The sequence below is a fragment of the Gordonia aichiensis genome (assembly GCF_039946255.1).
Taxonomy (GTDB): domain Bacteria; phylum Actinomycetota; class Actinomycetes; order Mycobacteriales; family Mycobacteriaceae; genus Gordonia; species Gordonia aichiensis_A.
Genome location: NZ_JBCDWL010000001.1, coordinates 529,222 through 551,272 on the forward strand (window position 1 = coordinate 529,222; position 22,051 = coordinate 551,272).

The 22,051-nt window shown below is 70.7% G+C and carries 17 protein-coding genes; 9 read left to right on the forward strand and 8 right to left on the reverse strand.

Annotation, left to right across the window (positions count from 1 at the left end):
• Positions 1 to 3 precede the first annotated feature (3 nt).
• The 3 genes from nuoL to nuoN are packed head-to-tail and all read left to right on the forward strand — an operon-like array spanning position 4 to position 5,275.
• Positions 4 to 1,923 carry an NADH-quinone oxidoreductase subunit L gene (gene nuoL / locus AAFO60_RS02495; RefSeq protein WP_347954550.1) on the forward strand — a complete coding sequence of 640 codons (1,920 nt, stop codon included), beginning with the start codon at positions 4 to 6 and terminating at the stop codon, positions 1,921 to 1,923.
• Positions 1,920 to 3,596: an NADH-quinone oxidoreductase subunit M gene (locus AAFO60_RS02500; protein ID WP_347954551.1), complete on the forward strand. Its 1,677-nt coding sequence runs from the start codon at positions 1,920 to 1,922 to the stop codon at positions 3,594 to 3,596. Before nuoL ends, AAFO60_RS02500 begins: the two co-directional genes overlap by 4 nt.
• Positions 3,593 to 5,275 carry an NADH-quinone oxidoreductase subunit NuoN gene (gene nuoN, locus AAFO60_RS02505; protein WP_347954552.1) on the forward strand — a complete coding sequence of 561 codons (1,683 nt, stop codon included), beginning with the start codon at positions 3,593 to 3,595 and terminating at the stop codon, positions 5,273 to 5,275. The genes AAFO60_RS02500 and nuoN overlap by 4 nt, the downstream gene beginning before the upstream one ends.
• 683 nt (positions 5,276 to 5,958) lie before the next feature.
• On the opposite strand, the gene AAFO60_RS02510 is transcribed toward nuoN, so the two are convergent.
• From AAFO60_RS02510 to AAFO60_RS02535, 6 genes are all read right to left on the reverse strand, one after another.
• Positions 5,959 to 6,456, reverse strand: a complete 498-nt coding sequence (locus tag AAFO60_RS02510) for an NUDIX hydrolase (RefSeq protein ID WP_347954553.1) — start codon at positions 6,454 to 6,456, stop codon at positions 5,959 to 5,961.
• A 25-nt stretch (positions 6,457 to 6,481) separates the two neighbouring features.
• Positions 6,482 to 6,793 (reverse strand): 4a-hydroxytetrahydrobiopterin dehydratase, encoded by a 312-nt coding sequence (locus AAFO60_RS02515; RefSeq protein WP_347954554.1) that lies wholly within the window; start codon positions 6,791 to 6,793, stop codon positions 6,482 to 6,484.
• 3 nt (positions 6,794 to 6,796) lie between these two features.
• The gene (locus AAFO60_RS02520) at positions 6,797 to 7,789 is read right to left on the reverse strand and encodes an esterase/lipase family protein (RefSeq protein WP_347954555.1); all 993 of its coding nucleotides are present in this window, start codon (positions 7,787 to 7,789) and stop codon (positions 6,797 to 6,799) included.
• A 1-nt stretch (position 7,790) separates the two neighbouring features.
• Positions 7,791 to 8,345 carry a GNAT family N-acetyltransferase gene (locus AAFO60_RS02525; protein ID WP_347954556.1) on the reverse strand — a complete coding sequence of 185 codons (555 nt, stop codon included), beginning with the start codon at positions 8,343 to 8,345 and terminating at the stop codon, positions 7,791 to 7,793.
• A gap of 68 nt (positions 8,346 to 8,413) precedes the next feature.
• Positions 8,414 to 9,181 carry a crotonase/enoyl-CoA hydratase family protein gene (locus AAFO60_RS02530; RefSeq protein WP_347954557.1) on the reverse strand — a complete coding sequence of 256 codons (768 nt, stop codon included), beginning with the start codon at positions 9,179 to 9,181 and terminating at the stop codon, positions 8,414 to 8,416.
• Complete coding sequence (locus AAFO60_RS02535) at positions 9,178 to 10,782, reverse strand: class I adenylate-forming enzyme family protein (protein WP_347954558.1); 1,605 nt, start codon at positions 10,780 to 10,782, stop codon at positions 9,178 to 9,180. Before AAFO60_RS02535 ends, AAFO60_RS02530 begins: the two co-directional genes overlap by 4 nt.
• Before the next feature lie 141 nt (positions 10,783 to 10,923).
• Between AAFO60_RS02535 and AAFO60_RS02540 the strand changes: the two genes are divergently transcribed.
• Entirely contained in the window at positions 10,924 to 11,505 is a 582-nt protein-coding gene (locus AAFO60_RS02540) for a TetR/AcrR family transcriptional regulator (protein WP_347954559.1), read from the forward strand.
• A gap of 13 nt (positions 11,506 to 11,518) precedes the next feature.
• Entirely contained in the window at positions 11,519 to 12,727 is a 1,209-nt protein-coding gene (locus AAFO60_RS02545) for an acetyl-CoA C-acetyltransferase (RefSeq protein WP_347954560.1), read from the forward strand.
• 45 nt (positions 12,728 to 12,772) lie between these two features.
• On the opposite strand, the gene AAFO60_RS02550 is transcribed toward AAFO60_RS02545, so the two are convergent.
• Positions 12,773 to 13,795 (reverse strand): LLM class flavin-dependent oxidoreductase, encoded by a 1,023-nt coding sequence (locus AAFO60_RS02550; protein WP_347954561.1) that lies wholly within the window; start codon positions 13,793 to 13,795, stop codon positions 12,773 to 12,775.
• A 141-nt stretch (positions 13,796 to 13,936) separates the two neighbouring features.
• On the opposite strand from AAFO60_RS02550, the gene AAFO60_RS02555 reads away from it, so the two are divergent.
• From AAFO60_RS02555 to AAFO60_RS02570, 4 genes are all read left to right on the forward strand, one after another.
• On the forward strand, positions 13,937 to 15,136 hold the full coding sequence (locus tag AAFO60_RS02555) for an MFS transporter (RefSeq protein ID WP_347954562.1): 1,200 nt from the start codon (positions 13,937 to 13,939) through the stop codon (positions 15,134 to 15,136).
• Entirely contained in the window at positions 15,133 to 15,582 is a 450-nt protein-coding gene (locus AAFO60_RS02560; RefSeq protein ID WP_347954563.1) for an acetyltransferase, read from the forward strand. Before AAFO60_RS02555 ends, AAFO60_RS02560 begins: the two co-directional genes overlap by 4 nt.
• Positions 15,583 to 15,663: 81 nt before the next feature.
• Positions 15,664 to 16,434: a YggS family pyridoxal phosphate-dependent enzyme gene (locus tag AAFO60_RS02565; RefSeq protein ID WP_347954564.1), complete on the forward strand. Its 771-nt coding sequence runs from the start codon at positions 15,664 to 15,666 to the stop codon at positions 16,432 to 16,434.
• A 5-nt stretch (positions 16,435 to 16,439) separates the two neighbouring features.
• Positions 16,440 to 19,835: a DUF3376 domain-containing protein gene (locus AAFO60_RS02570; RefSeq protein WP_347954565.1), complete on the forward strand. Its 3,396-nt coding sequence runs from the start codon at positions 16,440 to 16,442 to the stop codon at positions 19,833 to 19,835.
• A 347-nt stretch (positions 19,836 to 20,182) separates the two neighbouring features.
• Here the strand turns inward: AAFO60_RS02570 and AAFO60_RS02575 are convergent, their stop codons facing one another.
• Positions 20,183 to 21,652 (reverse strand): HNH endonuclease signature motif containing protein, encoded by a 1,470-nt coding sequence (locus AAFO60_RS02575; protein WP_347954566.1) that lies wholly within the window; start codon positions 21,650 to 21,652, stop codon positions 20,183 to 20,185.
• Positions 21,653 to 22,051 lie beyond the last annotated feature (399 nt).

The following is a 22,051-nucleotide window of genomic DNA, read 5'->3' on the forward strand; positions in this document are numbered from 1 at the left end:
GCGATGAGCCACGACCTGACTCGTGCCCTCCTCTGGCTGATCCCCGGCCTGCCGGCCTTCGGCGCACTGTTCCTGCTGGTCGCGGGACGTCGGACCGACCGCTGGGGCCACCTGCTGGCCACCGCGCTGTCGGGCGTCGCCGCCGTGCTCGGCATTGCGATGTGGATCGGCATGATCAGGCGCGACGACGCCGCGCGCACCGTCGTCAGCGGCGGCTACCGGTGGATCCAGACCGGCGACTTCACCGTCGACGCCGCGCTGCGCCTCGACCAGCTCTCGATGTGCTTCGTCCTGCTGATCACGGTGGTCGGCACCCTGATCCACGTCTACTCGATCGGCTACATGGCGACCGACCCGGGCCGACGGCGCTTCTTCGCCTACCTGAACCTGTTCGTCGCCGCGATGCTGATCCTGGTCCTGGCCGACGGCTACCTGGGTCTGTATCTGGGCTGGGAGGGCGTCGGTCTGGCGTCGTACCTGCTGATCGGCTTCTGGCAGCACAAGCCGGTCGCGGCGACCGCCGCCAAGAAGGCGTTCGTGATGAACCGGGTCGGCGACATCGGAATGGTGATCGCCCTGGCGGTCATGTTCGCCACCTTCGGGTCGGTCAGCTTCGACGGCGTCTTCGGCGCCGCGGGCACCGCGAGCCAGGCGGCGCTGACCGGCATCTGCTTCATGCTGCTGCTCGGTGCGTGCGCCAAGTCCGCGCAGGTGCCGCTGCAGGCGTGGCTGGGTGATGCGATGGAGGGCCCGACTCCGGTGTCGGCGCTCATCCACGCGGCGACGATGGTGACCGCGGGCGTCTACCTGATCACCCGGTCGGCACCGCTGTTCGACCTCGCCCCCGATGCGCAGACCGGCGTCGTCGTGGTCGGTGCGGTGACCCTGCTGTTCGGCGCCGTCGTCGGCTGCGCCAAGGACGACATCAAGAAGGCCCTCGCCGCTTCGACGGTCAGCCAGATCGGCTACATGGTCCTGGCCGCCGGGCTGGGCCCCGCCGGGTACGCGGTGGCCATCATGCACCTGCTCACGCACGGCTTCTTCAAGGCCGGACTGTTCCTCGGCTCCGGTTCGGTGATGCACGCGATGAACGACGAGACCGACATGCGCAGGCTCGGCGGCCTGCGGGTGTTCATGCCGATCACGTTCGTCACCTTCGGCCTCGGCTATCTGGCGATCATCGGGATCCCGCCCTTCGCCGGCTTCTACTCCAAGGACCACATCATCGAGGCCGCCCTCGGCACGGGCGGGGTGCGCGGGGCCGTGCTCGGCGGGGCGGCGATCCTCGGCGCAAGCATCACCGCCTTCTACATGACGCGCGTGATGGTGATGACCTTCCTCGGCAGACCCCGCTGGGAGGCGGCCGGCCCCGGCGAGAGCGCCCCCGAGCCGCACGAGTCGCCGCGGTCGATGACGTGGCCGATGATCGTCCTGGCCGTCGGTTCGGTGTTCTCCGGCGGACTGCTCGCGATCGGCGGCACCCTGTCGGACTTCCTGGCCCCGGTCGTCGGGACCGCGCCCGAGCACAGCGGAACGCTGCCCGGCTGGGCGGTCACCGTGCTGGTGCTGGCGGTGGTCCTGGTCGGCGTCGGCGTCGCCTGGCGCATGTACGGCCGTGCCGAGATCCCGGAGACGGCGCCGCAGGACGTGTCGGCGCTGACCGTCGCCGCGCGCGCCGACCTCTACGGCGACGCCTTCAACGAACGCGTCTTCGCCGGCCCCGGGCAACTCGTCACCACCGGGCTGGTGCAGTTGGAGGACCGCGGACTCGGAGCCGTGCCCGCCGCGGTGGGCGCCGGGGTCGTGGGTCTGTCGGAGGTCACCAGGCGACGTCAGAACGGGTTCGTCCGGACCTACGCTCTCTCGATTCTCGCGGGCACCGTCGTGGTGGCCGCCCTGACGATGGTGGTGAGCGTGCTGTGACCGACACCTCGACGCTGAACCTCTCGGCCGCGGCGCTCGCCGCCGGACCCGGTTCGGTTCCCTGGCTCACCGTCCTGTGGCTGCTGCCGGCCGTCGCCTCGCTCGTGGTCATGCTGATTCCGGCGGCCCGCGCGGTCAATGCGAAGCAGGTCGGGATCGGTGCCTCGTTGCTGACGCTGGCGTGGGCGATCGTCGTCGCCACCCGGTTCTCCACCGACGGCGTCGGCTTCCAGCTCGTCGAGGACGTCAGTTGGATTCCGGCGTTCGGGGCGCGCTATTCGCTGGCGCTGGACGGCATCGGACTGGCCCTGATCCTGTTGACGGCGGCTCTGACACCCCTCCTGCTGCTGGCGGGCTGGCGCGACGCCGACGCAGACCCGGCAGCCGCCGAGACCGGCGCACCGCGTCGCACACACATCTACGTCTCGCTGATGCTCGCGGTGGAGTCGATGGTGCTGATGAGCTTCGTCGCCACCGACGTGCTGCTGTTCTACCTCTTCTTCGAGGCGATGCTGGTCCCGATGTACTTCCTCATCGGCGGCTTCGGCGGCGCCGATGAACGGGTCCGCGCCCGCGCCGCGGTCAAGTTCCTGCTGTACAACCTGTTCGGCGGGCTCATCATGCTCGCCGCCGTGATCGGCCTGTACGTGGTGAGCGCGCGGTCGGGGCTCGGGCCCGGCGGCGGCGGCACCTTCAGCCTGGTCGACCTGGGATCCGCGTCGGCCACCGGCCGGCTCGACGCCTCCCCCGCCACCATGAACCTGCTGTTCCTCGGCTTCCTGTTCGCCTTCGCGGTCAAGGCGCCGCTGTGGCCCTTCCATTCCTGGCTGCCCGACGCCGCCGTGTCGACGACTCCGGCGGCCGCGGTGATGATGATGGCGGTGATGGACAAGGTCGGCACGTTCGCGATGCTCCGATTCTGTCTCGGCCTGTTCCCGGACGCGTCGATCACGTTCGCACCGTGGGTGTCGGCGCTCGCCGTGGTGAGCATCGTCTACGGCGCCGTCTGCGCGATCGGCCAGCGCGATGTGATGCGGCTGATCGCGTACACGTCCATCTCGCACTTCGGGTTCATCGTGCTCGGCGTCTTCGCACTCACCGCCCAGGGGCAGTCGGGGTCGGCGCTGTACATGGTCAACCACGGGCTGTCGACGGCCGCGCTGTTCCTCATCGCGGGCTTCCTGGTGACCCAGCGCGGCACCGCGCTGATCGACGACTACGGCGGAGTGCAGAAGCTCGCACCGGTGCTGGCCGGCACCTTCCTCGTCGCCGGGATGGCGACGCTGTCGCTGCCCGGCCTGGCCCCGTTCATCAGTGAGTTCCTGGTCATCATCGGCACCTTCGGGAAGTATCCGGTCGCGGCGATCGTCGCGACGTCGGCGCTGGTCCTGTCGGCCCTGTACGTCCTGTGGGCGTATCAGCGGATGATGGGCGGGCCGGTCCGGCACAGCGCCACCGTCGACGTCGACGGTCAGGCGCCGATCCGTGATCTCGACGTGCGGCAGAAGGCGGTCGTCGCGCCGCTCATCGCCGGGCTGCTGATCCTCGGGATCTTCCCGCAGTTGGCGCTGAAGTACATCGATCCGGCGGTGCCCGCGACGTCGGTGACCGTCGACTGCGTCGATTCCACCTGTGTCCCCGTGCCCGTCGCCGAACAGGGAGGCTCTCGATGACCCCGGCATTGGATCCGCACAGCGTCGACTACTTCCGGCTGTCGCCGATGCTCATCGTGTTCGGGGTCGCGGTGGTCGCGGTGCTGGTGGAGGCGTTCGTCCCTGCCGCCGCCCGCTACCGCGTCCAGCTCTGGCTGGCCGGCGGCGGCCTGATCGCCTCCTTCGTCGCCCTGCTGCTGGTGACTCGGTCCTATCGGGTCGACGGGGCGTCGACCGCGATGTCGGGAGCGGTCATCATCGACGGTCCCACCCTGTTCCTGCAGGGCACGGTGCTGCTGGTGTCCCTGGGATCGGTGGCGCTGATGGCCGAGCGGCGGCTGGACCGGGTGTGGGCGCCGCTGGAGGTGCGGACCGCTGCCGGGCGGCGCGTGTCGATCGGCGGCGGCACGACCGCCGACACCGGCGAGGGAGAAGGGGCCGTCGTCGACGACGCCGATCTGCCCGCGGACGCCTTCACTCCCGCCGGCGCCACGGTCCCGGGCTCCGCGGAGGAGTTGATCGCCGGGCGTGCCGGGACCGTCACCACCGAGGTGTATCCCCTCGCGCTGTTCGCCGTCGGCGGCATGATGCTGTTCGGCGCCTGCGGCGACCTGCTGACCATGTTCATCGCCCTCGAAGTGCTGTCGCTGCCGCTGTACCTGCTGTGCGGCTTGGCCCGTCGCCGACGGCTGCTGTCGCAGGAGGCCTCCCTCAAGTACTTCCTGCTCGGCGCCTTCTCGTCGGCGATCTTCCTGTTCGGCACCTCCTTCGCCTACGGCGCCACCGGCACGGTGTCGCTGGCGAAGATCGGCGCGAGCGTCGCCGGCGAGTCGCTGACCCCGGTCGCCGACCACACGCTGACCCTGATCGCCGTCACGCTGATCGCCGTCGGACTGCTGTTCAAGGTCGGCGCGGTGCCCTTCGGGTCGTGGGTGCCCGACGTGTATCAGGGTGCGCCGAGCCCGGTCACGGCGCTGATGGCGTCGGCGACCAAGGTGGCGGCGTTCGGCGCGCTGCTGCGGGTGCTGCACGTGGCCTTCCCCGCCGTCGAACGCGACTGGCGGCCGGCGCTGTGGGTGGTCGCCATCGCGACGATGGTGATCGCGACGCTGATGGCGGTGACGCAGAACGACATCAAGCGGATGCTGGCCTACTCGTCGGTGAGCCACGTCGGTTTCGCTCTCGTCGGTGCCATCACGCTGTCGCGCGCCGGGGTGTCGAGCACCCTGTTCTATGTGGCCGCCTACGCGGTGTCGGCGTTCGGCGGGTTCGCCCTGCTGTCGGTGGTGCGCGACGCCACCGGCCGGGAGGCCACCGATCTCGCGTCGTGGGCCGGGCTCGGGCGACGTCGACCGCTGGTCGGTGCGATGATGTCGCTGCTGCTGCTCTCCTTCGCCGGCATCCCGCTCACCAGCGGTTTCATCGCCAAGTTCGCGGTCTTCAGTGCCGCCGGACACGACGGGGCGTGGACGCTGGTCATCGTCGGCGTCGTGTGCAGTGCCATTGCCGCGTACTTCTACATCCGCGTCATCGTGGCGATGTTCTTCGCCGATCCGCCCGAGCACGCTCCCGAGATCCGCGTCCCGAGCCTGCTGACGTCGATCCCGATCGCGGTCTCCGCCGCCATCACCCTGCTGCTGGGCGTCTTCCCCCAGTGGCTCCTCGACCTCGCCGACGCCGCCTCGACCTTCTGGCGTTAGCCCGCGCGCTCGTCTCGACACGCCGCGGCTGGTCGAGTAGCGACCGAAGCACAGCCAGCCCGCACCACCCGCCGCCTCAGGCTGGTCGAGTAGCGACTTGGACGAAGCGCAGGCCCAACCCAGGCTGGTCAAGTAAGCGACCGAAGCGCAGCGCAGGACGCGCATCGAGACCCCACACACCGCCTCGATACGCCGCATCACTGCGCTCAGTGGCTACTCGACAACCCTGAAACCACCGCTCACCCGAGCGACCGCAACCGAAACGAAGGCCCGCCCCAACCCAGGCTGGTCGAGTAAGCGACCGAGCGCAGCGAGGCCGCGCATCGAGACCCCACACACCGCCTCGATACGCCGCATCACTGCGCTCAGTGGCTACTCGACAACCCTGAAACCACCGCTCACCCGGGCGACCGAAGCGAAATGAAGGCCCGCCCCAACCCAGGCTGGTCGAGTAGCGACCGAGCGCAGCGAGGCCGCGTATCGAGACCCCCGCACACCGTCTCGATACGCCGCTTCGCTGCGCTCAGTGGCTACTCGACAACCCTGAAACCACCGCTCACCCGAGCGACCGCAACCGAAACGAAGGCCCGCCCCAACCCAGGCTGGTCGAGTAAGCGACCGAGCGCAGCGAGGCCGCGCATCGAGACCCCCACACACCGTCTCGATACGCCGCCTCGCTGCGCTCAGTGGCTACTCGACAACCCTGAAAACACCGCCTCGCCCGACCCCGTCGCCGCGAGACGGATGCGTTCGCGCAAGTCGTCGGAGGCGACGTCGCGCAGGTCGCTGAGCGGGTGCCACCCGACGTCGGTGAGCTCGCCGTCGGCCGGGTGCGGGTCGCCGGCGAGCCACCGGCAGCGGAAGGTCAGATCCAGGTAGTCCACCAGGTCACCGTTCACGTGCCTCTTGCGCGGCAGTTGATGCACGCGCGCGAGGCGTTCGACCTCGATCTCGACGCCGGCCTCCTCCATCGCCTCCCGCCTCGCCGCGACCGCCGGCTGCTCCCCCGGGTCGACGATGCCGGTGATCGGCGTCAGCGCGCCCGTGTCCGACCGCCGGCCCAGCAGCACCTCGGTCGCCCCGCCGACCTCACGGAGGATCACCGCCGTCACGCCGACGAGAACCAGCGGGTCGTGGCCGATGTGCTCGCGCAGACGCAGGACGTACTCGGGTGTGGCCATGGGCGCCAGACTACGCGGCGCCCGTTCAGGCGGTCGCGATGTCCAGACCGGTGGCGATCTCGTCGATCCGGCGCGCGAGAGCGACGTCGTAGGACGTGAGCTGCCCGGCGCTGTGCGTCACCAGCCGGTAGGTGACCGTCGGATAGCGCAGGTCGATGTCGGGATGGTGGTTCGCCTCCTCGGCGGCGCCGACCACCGCGGTGACCATCTCCAGACCGCGGACCATGTTCCCGGGCCGGTAGGTGGCGGTGAGCATTCCGTCGGCCACCGACCACGCCGCCGATGTCTGCGCGCCGGCGTCCGCGTCGGTGACGGGTTCGGGTGCGTGTTCACTCATGAGTCAACCTCCGATTACTGGTTGGACGGGCACGCACGGCACCGGCCGCGGGTGCATCGGGTCCAGGGCGTTGAGCACGATCGCCGCACTGCGCCGGTTGGACGTGATGGACATGTGGTCCGAATGGTCTTGCGGACAGTCGTTCTGGACGACGATGTTGCGGACGTGCGTGCCGGTCGGACCGTCGAGCAGGCCCGCGGCGTAGGGGACGACGATCTCGTCGTCTCGGGTGACGATGTTGGTGTACTCGACGCCCGGCAGGTACGGCGTCGGGACACGGACCGCACGGTTGAAATCGGTGTTCTTCGGCGGCGCCGTGCACTCCGGGCACGCCGGCCGCGCGGGGTCGGGGATGCCCAGACCCCGCCGGAAGGTCTCGATCGCCTCCCCGCGCGCATCATCGTCGTCGGGGCCCTGCCGCCAGTAAGGCGCGAGCGAGACGTAGTGCGCGACGTGCCCGCGGCCGCCGAGGTACTTCATCCAGTAGGTGGGGATCTCGGTGCCCAGTGAATGCCCTACGACGTCGACCTGCGACGACCCGGTCGCCGCCATCACGCGGTCGGCGAACTCCTTGACGTCCCATGCACTGTCGAGTTTGGGGCCGAGCCCGCCGAGCGCCGACGCCGGCCACACCGACGACAACGCGCCGTAGGTCGGGGCGAAGACGCAGTAGCCGTCGTTCTTCAGGATCGGCGCCAGCGTCGCCCAGTTGGTCTGGCGTCCGCCGCCGCTGCCGTGGACGAGGATCACCGGCCGCGGATGCCGGGCGGTGGGCCGGCACGAGAAGTCGTTGGTTCCCGGGAGCGAGCCGCCCGGATTCGCCAGTTCGGCGCGAATGCCGTCGAGGAAGTCGTAGGTGACCGGCAGGCGCGACGGGGTCGACCGACCGGGACTGGCGGACGCCGGGGCGAGGCCCGCACCCAGCAGCAGGCACACCGCAGCACACAGCACGCCGACCGGTCCGATCAGCGACCCGATGCTGCGGCGCGCCCCCATGTCAGCCCACCCGATCCGCCTTCGCCGCCAGGTAGTCGGCCTGGAAGATGCCCATCCGGGTGGCGTCGCGGTAGGCGCCGCCGGCGAAGAACTCCTGCACGAGCACCCCTTCGACGGTGAAGCCCGACTTCTCGTAGACGTGGATCGCGGCGGCGTTCTCGGTGTCTACGAGCAGGAAGACCTTGTGCAGATTCAGTGCGGTGAAGGCGAAGTCGAGCGCGGCTCGCGTCGCGGCGCCCGCGTAGCCGCGGCCCTGCTCGCCCGGCGCGATGATGATCTGGAACTCGCAGTTGCGGTGGACGTAGTCGATGTAGACGAGCTCGACCAGCCCCACCCGACGGCCGGCGGACTCGACGATGAACCGACGTTCCCGATCGCTGCCGCGCTGCTGGGTGAACGTCTCCTCCAGGTCGGTCAGGGTGGCGTGAGCCGGTTCGAACCAGTACCGCATCACGTCCGGGTCGTTGAAGAGTTCGTGGACGAAGGGCAGGTCGGTTCGTTCGAGAGCCCGGAGTCGCGGCGCCGCGAAGGTCTCCGGAGCTGTTGCGTCAGCCATGCGTCAACCCTACGTCGCCGGCCGGTCCCCGCGCGCACCCGGAGCGGGGACCGGTCAGACGCCGCGGGTCAGATGTCGTCGAACGAGCCGCCGCGCCCCTTGCCCGCCGCGAACCGTCCGGCGCCGCTGCGCCCATCGGCCTGCAACGACGTCATCCCGATCGCGAACTCCCGCCGCAGCGCGGTCTCCTCGGTGTCGGACCATTGGGCGCGCGCCGACCGTCGGTCACCGCGCATGCAGGTGCCGGGCATCCGCGCGATGTCGTGGGCCAGCGCGACGGCGGCCGCACGGGCGGTTCCGGTCGCCACCACCCGGTTGACCAGCCCGAAGCTCAGCGCCTCGGCCGCGTCGACGGGACGTCCGGTCAGGATCAGGTCCATCGCACGACTGTGCCCGATGAGCCGCGGCAGCCGGATGGTTCCGCCGTCGATCAGCGGCACGCCCCACCGTCGGCAGAAGACGCCGAGGGTGGCGTCCTCGTCGGCCACCCGCAGGTCGCACCACAGCGCCAACTCGAGTCCGCCGGCCACCGCGTGCCCGTTGATGGCGGCGATCACCGGCTTGTCCAGATCCATCCGGGTGGGCCCCATCGGCCCGTCGCCCTCCAGGGTCAGCGGATTGGAGCGCTCGGTGCCGACGGCCTTGAGGTCGGCACCCGCGCAGAACGACGGCCCGTCCCCGGCCAGAACCGCGACCTTCGCGTCCGACTGCTCGAAATCGCGGAAGGCGTCGGCCAACTCGCGCGCCATGCCACCGTCGACGGCGTTGTGCCTATCGGGGCGCGCCATGATCACCAGCAGGACGTCGCCGTCGCGTTCGGTCCGGATGTCGCTCATCGGTTCTCCTCATTCTGGCGGGTCTGATCCCGGCCGGGCTGATCCTGGCTCGGCTGATCCTGATCCGTCTGATCCTGCTCGGTCCGGTCGGCCCACAGGGGTTCGCGCAGGGCGCGTCGCAGCAGTTTGCCGACCGCCGACTTCGGGATCGACTCGACGAATCGCACGCTCTTGGGCGCCTTGTGAGCGGCGATCCGAGCACGGACGTGCTCGATCAGCTCCCGCTCACCGACCTCGCTCCCCGGCACGGTGGTCACGAACGCCGTGACCGCCTCCACCCACTGGTCGTCGGGCGCACCGACGACGGCGCATTCGGCGACCGCCGGGTGCGACGAGAGCGCGTCCTCCACCTCCCTCGGGTACACGTTGTAGCCGCCGGTGATGATCATGTCGCTGGTGCGGTCCACCAGGAACAGGTAGCCGCGGTCGTCGAACCGGGCCAGGTCGCGGGTGCGGATCCAGCCGTCGTCGGTGAAGGTGGCGGCATTGAGCTCCGCGGACTCGAAGTAGCCCGCCATCTGGAAGGGCGCGCGGAGCGTGATCTCCCCGATCTCACCGGCGGGGACCTCGATCCCGTCCTCGTCGAGGAGCTTGAGCTCCACGTCGCAGGAGGGCAGCCCGCACGCGCCCCACAGCGAACGGTCGGCGTGGGCGTGCTCGTCGAGTGCCGCGATCACCAGCGGCGCCTCGGTCTGCCCGTAGTACTGCGTCAGGATGGGGCCGAACGCCTCGATCGACCGCTCCAGCACCGGTTTGGGCATCGGACTGGCCCCGTAGATCACCTTCCGCAACGACGACAGGTCGGCGTCGGCGAGGACGCCGGCGTTGAGCAGCATCGCGAACATGGTCGGCACCAGGTTGATCTCAGTGGCCCGGTAACGGCCGATCGCGTCGGCGAATCCGGCGGGATCGAAGCCGGGCAGAATCGCCGACGCCCCGCCGCGAATCCAGTACGGGAGCACGAAGGTGCCGCTGGCGTGGATCAGCGACGCCGCGTGCACCATGACCGAATCAGGCTGCGGATCCAGCAGATTCGCCAGGATGTTGGCGCAAACCGCCCCGTACGAGCCCTGCGTGTGAATCACGGCCTTGAGGGTGCCGGTGGTGCCGGACGTGTAGAGCATCAGCGTGGGATCCTCCGGCCGCAGGTCGACCTCCGGTTCCCCGACGGTTTCGTCGGTCGCGGCCAGGAGGTCGCCGCCGGGCGCCGCGGTGCGCAGACCGAGCACCGTCAGCTCCGGGTGGAGCTCCCGCAGGGCTACCGCCCGGTCGATCAGCGACGCGTCGGCGACCACGACCGTCGCGTGCGATCCGACGATCATCGCCGCGTGCTCGTCGAGGGACAGTCGCGCGTTGAGCGGAACGCGGACCAGACCGGTCTTGATGGCGGCGAACTCCATCGGGACCGAGTCGAGGCCGTTGTTCACGAGCAGCGCCACGTGGGTCCCCTTGCTCACGCCGGCTTCGAGCAACCGATGCGAGATCAGGTTGGCGCGGTCGTTCACCTCGCGGAAGGTGAGCACGTCGTCGCCGAAGTACACCGCCGGCCGGTCGGCGTGCGCCAGCGCGCCGCGGCGGATGTGGGTCACTGCCATGGTCATGGGGCCTGTTCCTCCTGGTGAGATCCGGTGCGCTCATGCCGCCCACAGCCGCCTGAGCGCACCGGAGTGTCGTCGTGGTCCTGATCGCCGATCAATAAAACAGATCAAATGGTCTGTTTTGCGTTCTGCCACTATTGTGACGTGAGCAACCAGCCCCGTCAAGAGCGCGCCGTCCGCACGCGCACCCAGATCCTGACTGGCGCCGTCGACGTCCTGGTGGAGCACGGATACGCCGGGATGACGATGCAGCGCGTGCAGACCGCGGCCGGCGTGAGCCGCGGCGCCCTCACCCACCACTTCGGGTCGATGACCGAGATCGCCGTCGCCGCAGTCGACTTCATCGCCGAGAATCAGGCCGACGAGATCCGCGACGCGGTCGGGCCCGGCGACTCGATGGACCGCGTCGTCGAGGTCATCCACGAGACCACGCGGCGCCCGACCTTCGTCGCCGGACTGCAGCTGTGGGCGGCGGCGCGCACCGAGCCGGCCCTGCGCGAGGCCTTGCAGCCCGGCGCGCACCGGCTGTTCACCGAGATCCAGCAGATGCTGGCGCCCTTCGTCGCCGACTTCGGTCCCGAGCAGTCCGCGGTCTTCCTCGACGGCCTGCTGAGCCTGCTGCGCGGCCTGGCCATCGGCGCGGTCCTGCGCGACCGGCCCGACCGCGAACGAGAGATCCTGTCGGCGTGGCTGACAGTTTTCGCGTCGACCGGACCGCAACCGTGACAGGGTGGCAGGCATGCGTGATGTCGTCATCTGCGAACCCGTCCGCACCCCGATCGGCCGGTACGGCGGATCGCTGACGTCGCTGTCGGCGGCCCGCCTCGGCGAGACCGCCCTGCGCGCCCTCCTCGACCGCACCGGAGTCGACCCCGAGGCGATCGACGACGTCGTGCTCGGCAACGTCTACCCCACCAGCGAGGCGCCGGCCATCGGGCGCGTGGTGGCCCTGGACGCGGGGCTGCCGGTCACCGTCCCCGGCGCCCAGGTGGACCGCCGGTGCGGGTCGGGCCTGTACTCGGTGATGGTGGCGGGCATGCAGGTGGCCGTCGGCGCGAACGATCTCGCGGTCGCGGGCGGCGTCGAGTCGATGAGCAATGTGCCCTTCTACAGCGTCGACATGCGGTGGGGAGTCCGCGGCGCCGGGGTCGTGCTGCACGACGGGCTGGTTCGCGGGCGGCTGACCGCGGGCGGACGGCATCATCCGGTGCCCGGCGGCATGCTGGAGACCGCCGAGAACCTGCGCCGCCGCTACGACATCTCCCGCGTCGAGCAGGACGAGCTGGCCGCGCTCTCTCACCGGCGCGCCGTCGCCGCGCAGCAGGCCGGCGTGTTCGCCGAGGAGATCGTGCCGGTGACGGTCCCGACGAAAGCGGGATCGGTGCTCGTCGACGCCGACGAGCACCCCCGCGCCGACACCACGGTGGAGAAGCTCTCAGCCCTGCGGCCGGTGCTCCTCGACGAGGACCCCGAGGCCACCGTCACCGCGGGCAACGCCAGCGGCCAGAACGACGCGGCCGCCCTGTGCCTGGTGACCCATCCCGCGCACGCCGAGAAGCTGGGACTCACACCGCTGGCGCGGGTGGTGTCCTGGGCGGTCGCGGGCGTCGACCCGGCCTACATGGGCATCGGGCCGGTGCCTGCGACCGAGGCCGCACTGGCTCGCGCCGGCCTGACGATGGCCGACATCGACCTCATCGAACTCAACGAGGCCTTCGCCGCGCAGGTGCTCGCCTGTACCCGCGAATGGGGTTTGGGCGCTGACGATTTCGCGCGCCTGAACGTTCACGGATCGGGCATCTCGCTCGGTCACCCGGTCGGCGCGACCGGCACGCGGATGCTCGGCGCCCTGGCCCGCGAACTCGGTCGTCGCGATGCTCTCTACGGGCTGGCGACCATGTGCATCGGCGGCGGGCAGGGGTTGGCGGCGATCATCCAGCGGGTCTGAGACGACGCCGGCCCGCGCGGCCGCCTCGCCTGGGCCCGACTGCGATCAGCGCCAGCCGAGGGCCGGTGCCACGTGCTCGATGATGTTCGCCAGCACCTGCGCGTTGTAGTCGACACCCAACTGGTTCGGCACCGTCAGCAGCAGCGTGTCGGCGGCGGCGATCGCCTCGTCTTCGCGCAGCTGCTCGATCAGCTCGTCGGGCTCGGCGGCGTACGAGCGGCCGAACCGCGCCGTCGACCCGTCGATGACGCCGACCTGATCGTCGCTGTCGGCACCGCGGCGCCCGAAGAAGCGGTGATCGTCGTCGGTGACCAGCGGGAAGATGCTGCGGCTGACCGACACTCGCGGCTCACGCTCGAATCCCTGCGCCTTCCACTCGTCCCGGAACCGCTGGATCTGCTCGGCCTGCAGTTGATGGAAGGGCACGCCCGTGTCTTCGGTGAGCAGCGTCGAACTCATCAGGTTCAGTCCCTGACGCGCGGTCCATTCGGCCGTCGCGCGGGTGCCCGCACCCCACCAGATCCGGTCACGCAGGCCCGGTGAATGCGGTTCGATGCGCAGCGGGCCGGGCGGGTTCGGGAACATCGGCCGCGGATTCGGCTGGGCGAAGCCCTCACCTTCGATCACTGTCAAGAACACCCCGGCGTGCTGCCGCGCCATGTCGGCGTCGGTCCGCTCCTCACCGGGGTCGTACCCGAAGTACTTGTAGCCCTCGATCACCTGCTCGGGTGATCCGCGGGAGATGCCCAGCTGCAGTCGGCCGCCGGCGATCAGATCGGCGGCGCCCGCGTCTTCGGCCATGTACAGCGGGTTCTCGTACCTCATGTCGATGACCCCGGTGCCGACCTCGATGCGGCTGGTTCGGGCGCCGATCGCCGCCAGCAGCGGGAACGGCGATGCGAGCTGCTGGGCGAAGTGGTGCACTCGGAAGTAGGCACCGTCGGCACCGAGTTCCTCGGCGGCGACCGCCAGGTCGATCGATTGCAGGAGGGCATCGGACGCCGAGGCGACGTGCGAACCGCGCGCCTGCGACCAATGACCGAACGAGAGGAAGCCGATCTTCTTCATGACGGGGTCAGCGCCGCGGCGGGTACGGATATTCCGAGGCGGCAGGGCTCGGCTCCGATGCTTCGGGCCGCCTTTCCGGCGCATCGGACATGCTGCGCGCATCGGCGCGCGACGTGACCAAGGGTGCGCTAAGTTGCACGCGTGCCCCGCAGGAGTCCCGACCCCGAACCGTCCGGTCGTTCCCAGTCCGGTCGTTCACTGCCGCCGCTGTACCTAGCCGGCTTCACCACCGCGTTCGGCGCCCACGGGGTGGCGGCCGTCCTCGGCGCCGAATCGGCCGACGTCGGTTTGAGCCTGCTCGGGCTCGGTGCGATCCTGGCCCTCTACGACGTCGCCGAGGTGCTCTTCAAACCGATCTTCGGGTCCCTGAGCGACCGCGTCGGCACCAAACCGGTGATCGTCGCCGGCCTGCTCGGCTTCGTCGTCGCCTCGCTGCTCGCGGTGGTGCATCCCACGTCGCTGATGTTCGCGCTCGCCCGGGCCGGGCAGGGCGTGGCCGCCTCGGCCTTCTCCCCCGCGGCGTCGTCGTCGGTGGCCCGGATCGCGGGCAAGAAGCAGATGGGTCGATTCTTCGGCCGGTACGGGGCGTGGAAGAGCGTCGGTTACGTGTTGGGGCCGCTGATCGGTGTGGCGATCGCGCACTGGTGGAGCATCGCCGCCGTCTTCGGGACGATGGCCGTCGTCGCGGCCGGCGCCGCCGTCTGGGTGATCCTCGGCATGCCTGCGCTGCCCGTGATGCCCCGACCGCGCTACACGGTCGCCGACCTCGTCCGCCAGACCACCGAACGCGGCTTCCTCGTCCCGACGCTGATCCTCGCCACCTCGACCGGTGTGCTGGGGGTCGCCGTCGGCTTCCTCCCTTATCTGGCGACCCAGCTGCACCTTCCACCGCTCGTCGGCCCGGCTGCGGTCGGCGTGCTGGCGCTGGCGTCCATCCTGGCTCAGCCCCGCGCCGGACGCGCGCTCGACGCCGGCAGGCTGTCGGCGCGGACCGGCTGCACGGTCGGCCTGACGGTGCTGACCGCCGCGGTGGCCCTGCTCGCGGCGGCCCCGCACGCGATCACCCTGTTCGTCGCCGCGGCCGCTCTCGGCACCGCGATCGGCGTGGTGACGCCCCTGGCCTTCAGTCACCTGGCCGCATCGACGCCCGAGGAACGGATGGGCCGCACGATGGGCAATGCCGAGTTGGGGCGCGAACTCGGCGACGCCGGCGGTCCGCTCCTGGTGGGTGCGGTGGCCGCGGCGGCGACGCTCCCGATCGGCCTCGGCGTCCTCGGCGCGGCGACCGCCCTGTCGGCCGGGGTGGCGTGGGCGGGACTGCCGTACGGTGGACGCTCGTGACCTCCTCACCGAGCCTCCGACCCACCAGCGGACCGGCCGAGTACCCGGCCCTCGTCGCCATCTGGCGCAGCGCCGTCCTCGCCACCCACGACTTCCTCGACGCCGCCGACTTCGCGGCCATCGAAAGCAGGCTCGCCACCGACTACTTCCCGGCCGTCACCCTCGTGGTCGCCGAACGCGACGGCGCACCGGTCGGGTTCGCGGGCGTCGCCGACGACAGCCTGGAGATGCTGTTCGTCGCCGACGAGATGCGCGGCACCGGTGTCGGCGGCGCCCTCCTGGCCCACGCGGTCACCGATCACGCGGTGACGCGGGTCGATGTGAACGAGCAGAATCCCGACGCCGTCGGCTTCTATCTGCACCGCGGTTTCACCCGGGTCGGCCGCAGCGACCTCGACGGCGACGGCCGCCCCTACCCGATCCTGCATCTGGCACTGCCGCAGTAATCGCGGGCCGCCGGCCCGGGAACCGCAGATGACCGTCGGGACCGGCCCCGGACTGTCCGACCCGCGGTGGATAATCGAAGCATGACCGATTCCGCCGACATCAACCGTTCCGAGTACACCACCGCCGTCGAGGTCGAGGACTTCCGCCACAATCTGGCGGTCGTGCAGGCGAAGATCGACGCTGCGGCGCAGCGTGCGGGCCGCGATCCCGGCGAGGTCGAACTGCTGCCGGTCAGCAAGACCGTCCCCGAGGAGCGGATCGTCAACGCGGTCGCCGCCGGCTGTCGTCGGCTCGGCGAGAACAAGGTGCAGGAGGCCAAGCGCAAGCACACCAACCTCGCCGACCTGGATGTGGAGTGGTCGGTGATCGGGCATCTGCAGACCAACAAGGCCAAGGACGTCGCCGCGTTCGCCGCCGAGTTCCAGGCTCTCGACAGCGTCCGCGTCGCTCAGGCCCTCGACCGTCGACTGCAGGCCGCCGGCCGCTCGCTCGACGTGTACGTGCAGGTCAACACCTCCGACGAGGACAGCAAGTACGGGCTGGCGCCCAGCGAGCTGCCCGCGCTGCTCACCGAGTTGCGTCACTACTCGTCGCTGCGCGTGCGCGGGCTGATGACGCTGGCGTTGTTCTCCGACGACCGCGACCGCGTCCGACCGTGCTTTCAGCTCCTGCGTCGTCTGCGCGATGAGATGCGCGAGTCCGACCCCGACCTGATCGGCGACGGCGGCCTGTCGATGGGCATGTCGGGCGACTATGAGCTGGCGATCGAAGAGGGGTCCACGTGCGTGCGCGTGGGACAGGCGATCTTCGGTGCGCGGGCGACTCCCGACAGCATGTACTGGCCGAGCTGACGGCGATGACCACCGCCGGCCCCACCACTCCCCGCATCCTGCGCCTGGCGCTGGCGCTGCGGGGCGGGGTGAGTCTGGCGGTGTGGATCGGCGGCGCGGTCGCCGAACTCGACCTGCTGCGGCGAGCCTCCCTCACCGATCCCGATCGGCTCGCGCCGGACTCCCCCGAAGTCCGACGACGCGCCCGAATCTACCGAAAGCTGCTGAACGACAACGGTTTCGAACACGTCGAGATCGACATCCTGGCGGGCACGTCGGCCGGCGGCCTCAACGCCGTCGTCCTCGGTCTGGCGCAGAGCTTCGGGGTCCCGCTCGACGATCCGGTGCATCGGACGTGGATCGGCGACGGCGCGCTGTGGCGGCTCCTGCGCCGACCCGGCCGGGGCCGCATCCCGTCGCTGCTCGACGGCGACGGCGCCTTCTACCCGGCGGCGCATCGCGCACTGACCGACGTGGTCGGGCAGACCGGACGCCCCGATCTGGTGCAGGCGACGCAGACGGTCGAACTGTCGGCCACGCTGATCGAGGCGCCCGCGGGCCAGTTGCACGACCACCGGGCCGGTTTCACGTTCGTTCGGCGGCCGGGGCCGATCGCGTCCGGGTATTCGACGCTGCCGCAGGCGGTCGACGGCGCGCGGTCGACGGCAGCGGCGTTGGATCGGATCGCCGTCGCAATCCGGTCCACCTCGTCGTTCCCCGGCGCCTTCGAGCCGGCCCGGCTGGTGTCCACGCTGGGCGACCTCGATGCCGGAGTCGGGATGGACCGCAACATGGCGCCCGTCTTCCCCTATGCGGTGCCCCCTGCAGCCGGTTCCGTCCCGCCCGGTCCCACCAGGCGTGGTGCCACACCGGCCGACGGCGCCGACTCCGATCCGGCCCGCTTCGCGGTCGTCGACGGCGGTCTGTTCGACAACATCCCGATCGATCGCGCGCTCGACGCCATCGCGCGGGCGCCCGCCGACCGACCCACGCGGCGCCGTCTGGTGTACCTCGATCCGACGCCCGCGGCCGTCGCCCCGGCCCTGCAGCCGCGCCGGTTCGACTGGGAGACGACGATTCTGACCGCGCTCAAGCTGCAGCAGCGCGAGGAGAATCTGCAGGAGGAGCTCGCGCTGGTGCGCGGGCACAACGATCGGGTGATGGCCCAGCGCGGGCGCGACTTCGCTCTGGCCGCCAGTCTGCGCGCCGGGACGCCGCTGCCGAGCGTCGGTCCGGCGGCCTACCTTCGCACCCGGATCGGGACCGACACGGTTCGGATCGGGCAGCTCCTGCACGATCCGTGGCCGCAGGTGTGCACCCCGCCGCGCACCGGAATGGAGTTGACCGCGCCGGACGAGACCGCGGCGCTGGGCATCGAGCCGCTCCTGTCGCGGCTCTACGCTGACCCCGACCTCCGCGCCGTCCGACTGGTCGACGGCGACATGCACGCGCTGGTGGAGGCCGGCCAGATCCTGATCTCGTGGACCCAGGATGCGATGCGGGCCGAACCCGTCGACTCGGTGCGCTTCCGCCGCCTGTCCCGAATCAAGAATCGGCTGTACCGCTGTCTGACCGTTGCGGTGGAGGCCCGCCGCCGGACCGTCGATCTGCCACTGGCGCTGTCGGTGACCTCCGACGGGCGGCTCGCGGCATTGCCCGACGCGGTGATCGCCTCGTGGACTGCGCAGCGCGAGGAGACCGTTCCGACCGCGGTCGTCGCCGCACTGAACTGCAATACCGCTCTGAACAGCGATGATGTCAATGTCAGCGAGGCGGACTTCTACTGTGCGCTCGCCGCGTGGGTGCCGGGTGCCCATGAGACGACGCCGTTGCTTCCGGCCCTGTGGTCGGCGCTGACCGCACTTCACTGCGACTTGATCGCGGCGGGTGAGCCGCGCCGCGACGGCCCCGGCTGGGCGTCGTCGCTCTACGCGAATCTGTATCGCGCACCGTATGGTGGGTGGGATGTGCCGACGCTGGTGCGGTCGCTGGCGGTCACCGGGGTTCCCGGCACGGCGGCGGTCATCTCGTTCACCACGGTCAGCGGCGACGAGCCGCCGCGGCTGCCTGCCCTGACCGCGTCGGTCTCCGCGGAGGCGGCGCGCGCGAAGCTGCGCCGGATCCTGCAAGGCGCGCCGGAGTCGGCGGCGACACCGTCGATCGCGTCGGTGAAGCTGGCGGGCGCATCGTTCAGCAATTTCGGCGGGTTCCTCGACTGGCGGTGGCGGGCCGGCGATTGGCGTTGGGGGCGGCTCGACGCGGCCGCGGGCATCGTCCGGATGCTCGCCGAGGCCGGCGATCGGGCCGTCGGCGCGGCCGATGCCGCGGCGATCGCCGAGTTGCAGGAGGCGGTGGTCGGGCAGCCGGAGTCGTTCACCGTCGATGGTCGGTGGGTGTTCCCGCTCGATGCCAGTGGTGAGGTGCCTGTGCTGTCGCCGCGTTACCGTTTCGCGGTGGTGTCGCGCATCGTGCCGCTGATCTGGCGCGCGCTGCTCCCCGAGCCGGGGACGGGCACGGTGGCGCGGTGGTTGCGGTGGGCCTGTGTGCAGGCCGCGCGGGTGGTGAGTGTGCCCGCGACGCTCGTCGCCGATCCGCTGCGGCTTGCCGCGGCGCTCGTACTGATCCTGGCGTGTGTGCGGACGGCGGCCGGCGGGCCGGCGAACACGGTGGTCGGCGCGTGCGCGGCCGTCGTACTGCTGGCGAGCGGCGGATACAACGTGGTCGCCGCGGCGCGGGGCGCGCGGCGGTGGTCGCGGGCGCGCAGCCCGGGCCACGATCCCGATGACGATCCCGTCTGGCGCCGCGCCGTCGCCGATGCCGATGCCGGGACCCGCTGGTGGCGGATCGAGCACGGGGTGTGGGCGGCGGTGACTCTCGCCGCCGGGGTCGCGGTCGCGGTGCAGGTCGCGGGTGTGCTGCCGCGGTCGACGACCGCCGCGCTGGTGACCGCGATGTTCGCGGCGGTCGGCGTGCAGTGGTGGTTGTCCGTGCGGGCGATGTCGGTGCCGCCGGTGCATCCCGTCCGACGGCCGTTGCGCGATGTCGCCGCGGTGGTCGTCGCGGGCGGCGCGCTGGTCATCATGTGGCCGATCGAGTTGCCGACGCCGACGGACCCGCGGCTGCTACTTCCGGCGATCGGTGTGGTGACCGCCGTGCTGGTCGGGCTGTCGACTGCCGGATGGGTGCGGCGTCTTCCCGGCGTCTGCGCCGCGGTGACGACGGCGCTCGTCGCCGTCGCCGTCGCCTGGTGGTTCCCCTCCTCCGCCGCCGCGCTTGCCGCGCTCCCCGTCGCGTCCTGGTCGTTGCTCCTCGCCCCACTCCTGGGTCTTCTCCCCGTCCGCGACGCCGACTTCGGCGAGCCCCCGGTCACCCCGGGGCACGCCGCCATCCCCGGCCGGTCCCTTCCCAGCCCGGCCGAGTAAGCGCATCGAGCCCCCTGCCACCCGGCCACCAGGGCACGCCGGCGTCTCCAATCGGCTCCTTCCCTTCCCAGGCTGGTCGAGTAAGCCTGTGAGCGGAGCGAGCAAGCGCATCGAGACCCCGGGGCGGTCGCTCTAGTGTGTAGGTCTCGATACGCCGCCTCGCTGCGCTCGGTGGCTACTCGACCAGCCTGGGGGCGGGTCAAGTGCTACTTGTGAAGCCGTGACCTTCCTCGGTTGGTCGAGTAAGCCTGCGAGCGAAGCGAACAAGCGCATCGAGACCCCTTGCCACCGAGGTTTCCCACACCCCGGGGCACGCCGAGACCCCTGACCGGCGGTGGTGCCGCCGGTCAGGCAGCCAGGAGTCGGGCCAAGTACGCCTCGGCCCGCGAGTCTTCCTCGGCGGGCGGGGCATTCGGCCCCTGGTCGGGCAGCAACTCCGCGTGGTGGAGCGGGTTGACCCGCCACACCGGTGTGCGGCCTGCGGTGACGGGCCGCCAGGCGACGCGCCCGGCGTGGCGGCCGTCGATCAGCACGACGGTCTCCCAGTCGCCGAGTCGGCGCCCGACGCTGCGGTTGTGGCGTCCGCACGCGGCGCCGAGGTTGCCGATATCGGTCCGGCCCCCGTTCTGCCACTCGCGCAGGTGGTGGGCTTCGGTGCGGGCGAACGGCGCCGCGCAGCCCGGGGCGGTGCACCCGCGATCACGGGCGAACAACATCAACCGCTGTGCCTTCGACGCAAACCGTCGACCCCGCCCCAGGTACAGGGGCTGGCCGGTCGCATGGGAGAACACCGCCAGATGCGGAACCGCCCCGGCCGCAACACGGACCAGGTCGGTCACCGGCACACGAGTACCGGTCGCGGTGATCGCGACCCCGGCCTGCTCGCGCAACTCCTTGTCGGTGACGGTGATGACCAACTCCGACGACAACCGTCCCGCACCCTGCCCGGTCGATGCGCGCAGGAACTGGAACATCGCCAGCAGGGCGTCGTGGTTGCGCTGCATCGCAGTCCGGTCGTCGCGCTCGGCCGCGGCGGCCAGGACGGTCGGGTCGGCGGCCTCGACGGCGCCGGACGGGGAGTCGGGGTCGTCGGGGTTGTTCATGCCCGGTGCCGCCCAGGAGCCGAGCATGATTTCCATCTCGGCGCGCAGGGCCGGGGTGAGCAGGGCGCGGACCTTGCTCATCAGATCCCGCCCCTGCGGCATCACCGCCACCCCGCGACGCCGGCGGCGGTCCCGATCATCGGTGAGCTGCCCATCCGGATCCAGATGCGCCAACAACCGCACGCCGGCCATCCGGACACCGTCCGGGGTCAGGTCGCGGGCCACCGCGGCGAGCTGGGCTTCGGCCCGCCCCCGGGTCTGCGGGTCGACCGCGGCGGGGATCTTGTCCATCACCGCGTCGATCTCGCGAACATGGTCGGCGCCGATCGCGCCGTCGGCGACAGCCGCCGCGGTGGCCGGGCACGCCGGCGCCAGGGTTTGGCCCTGCAGGTTGGTGAACCGGCCGATCGCGGCCACCGAGGTGCGGCGGCGTTTGGCCGCACCATCACCCAGGCGCAGACCGGCAGACAGGTAGGCGTGCAGAGACAGGTAGCCGGCCTTGCGGAACACGGCACGATCGGAGACCTCGGTGAGCACGGCGGCATCGACGCCGTCGAGACGACGACGCGCCGCCTCCAGAGTGTCGACCACAGCCAGGAGACCGTCTTCGGTGACCGCCGCCATCGGGGCGGCAGCCAACTTGCCGAACACCGCATCAGCGAGAGCGGCGAGCTCGGCCGGATCATCGGGCAGAGCCTGGAACGGGCTGGTCATGCCGGTCACCTCCCCTTCAATGTGCGGTGGTTCACTAGGTATTCGATTGTATGTGTGAACACTAGCGCGAGGGTCTGACAATTCTCGTCCACCGTCGTCGCCCGCAGATACCTGCAGCTCAGAGTGGATATCCAGCTCAACAACGGCGCCGCGACCGAAGTCGTGGAGTGGTACTCGAACCTGCGTAGCTAGTTTGGAAGACTAGGTCTCAACAAACCCGGGTCGATTCGGATTCGGGCCGCGAGAGGTGGTCAAGAGAATCACTGGGCGCGGTCAAGCTTGGCGACGAGATCCGGTGAAGTTCACTGAAGCTGTGGTGCCACTCCGGGAGCCCAGGTACCTCAGCCTCGCGTCACCGGTACCTCCGCCCCTGCGGAGCCACCCAGAACAGCGCAGACA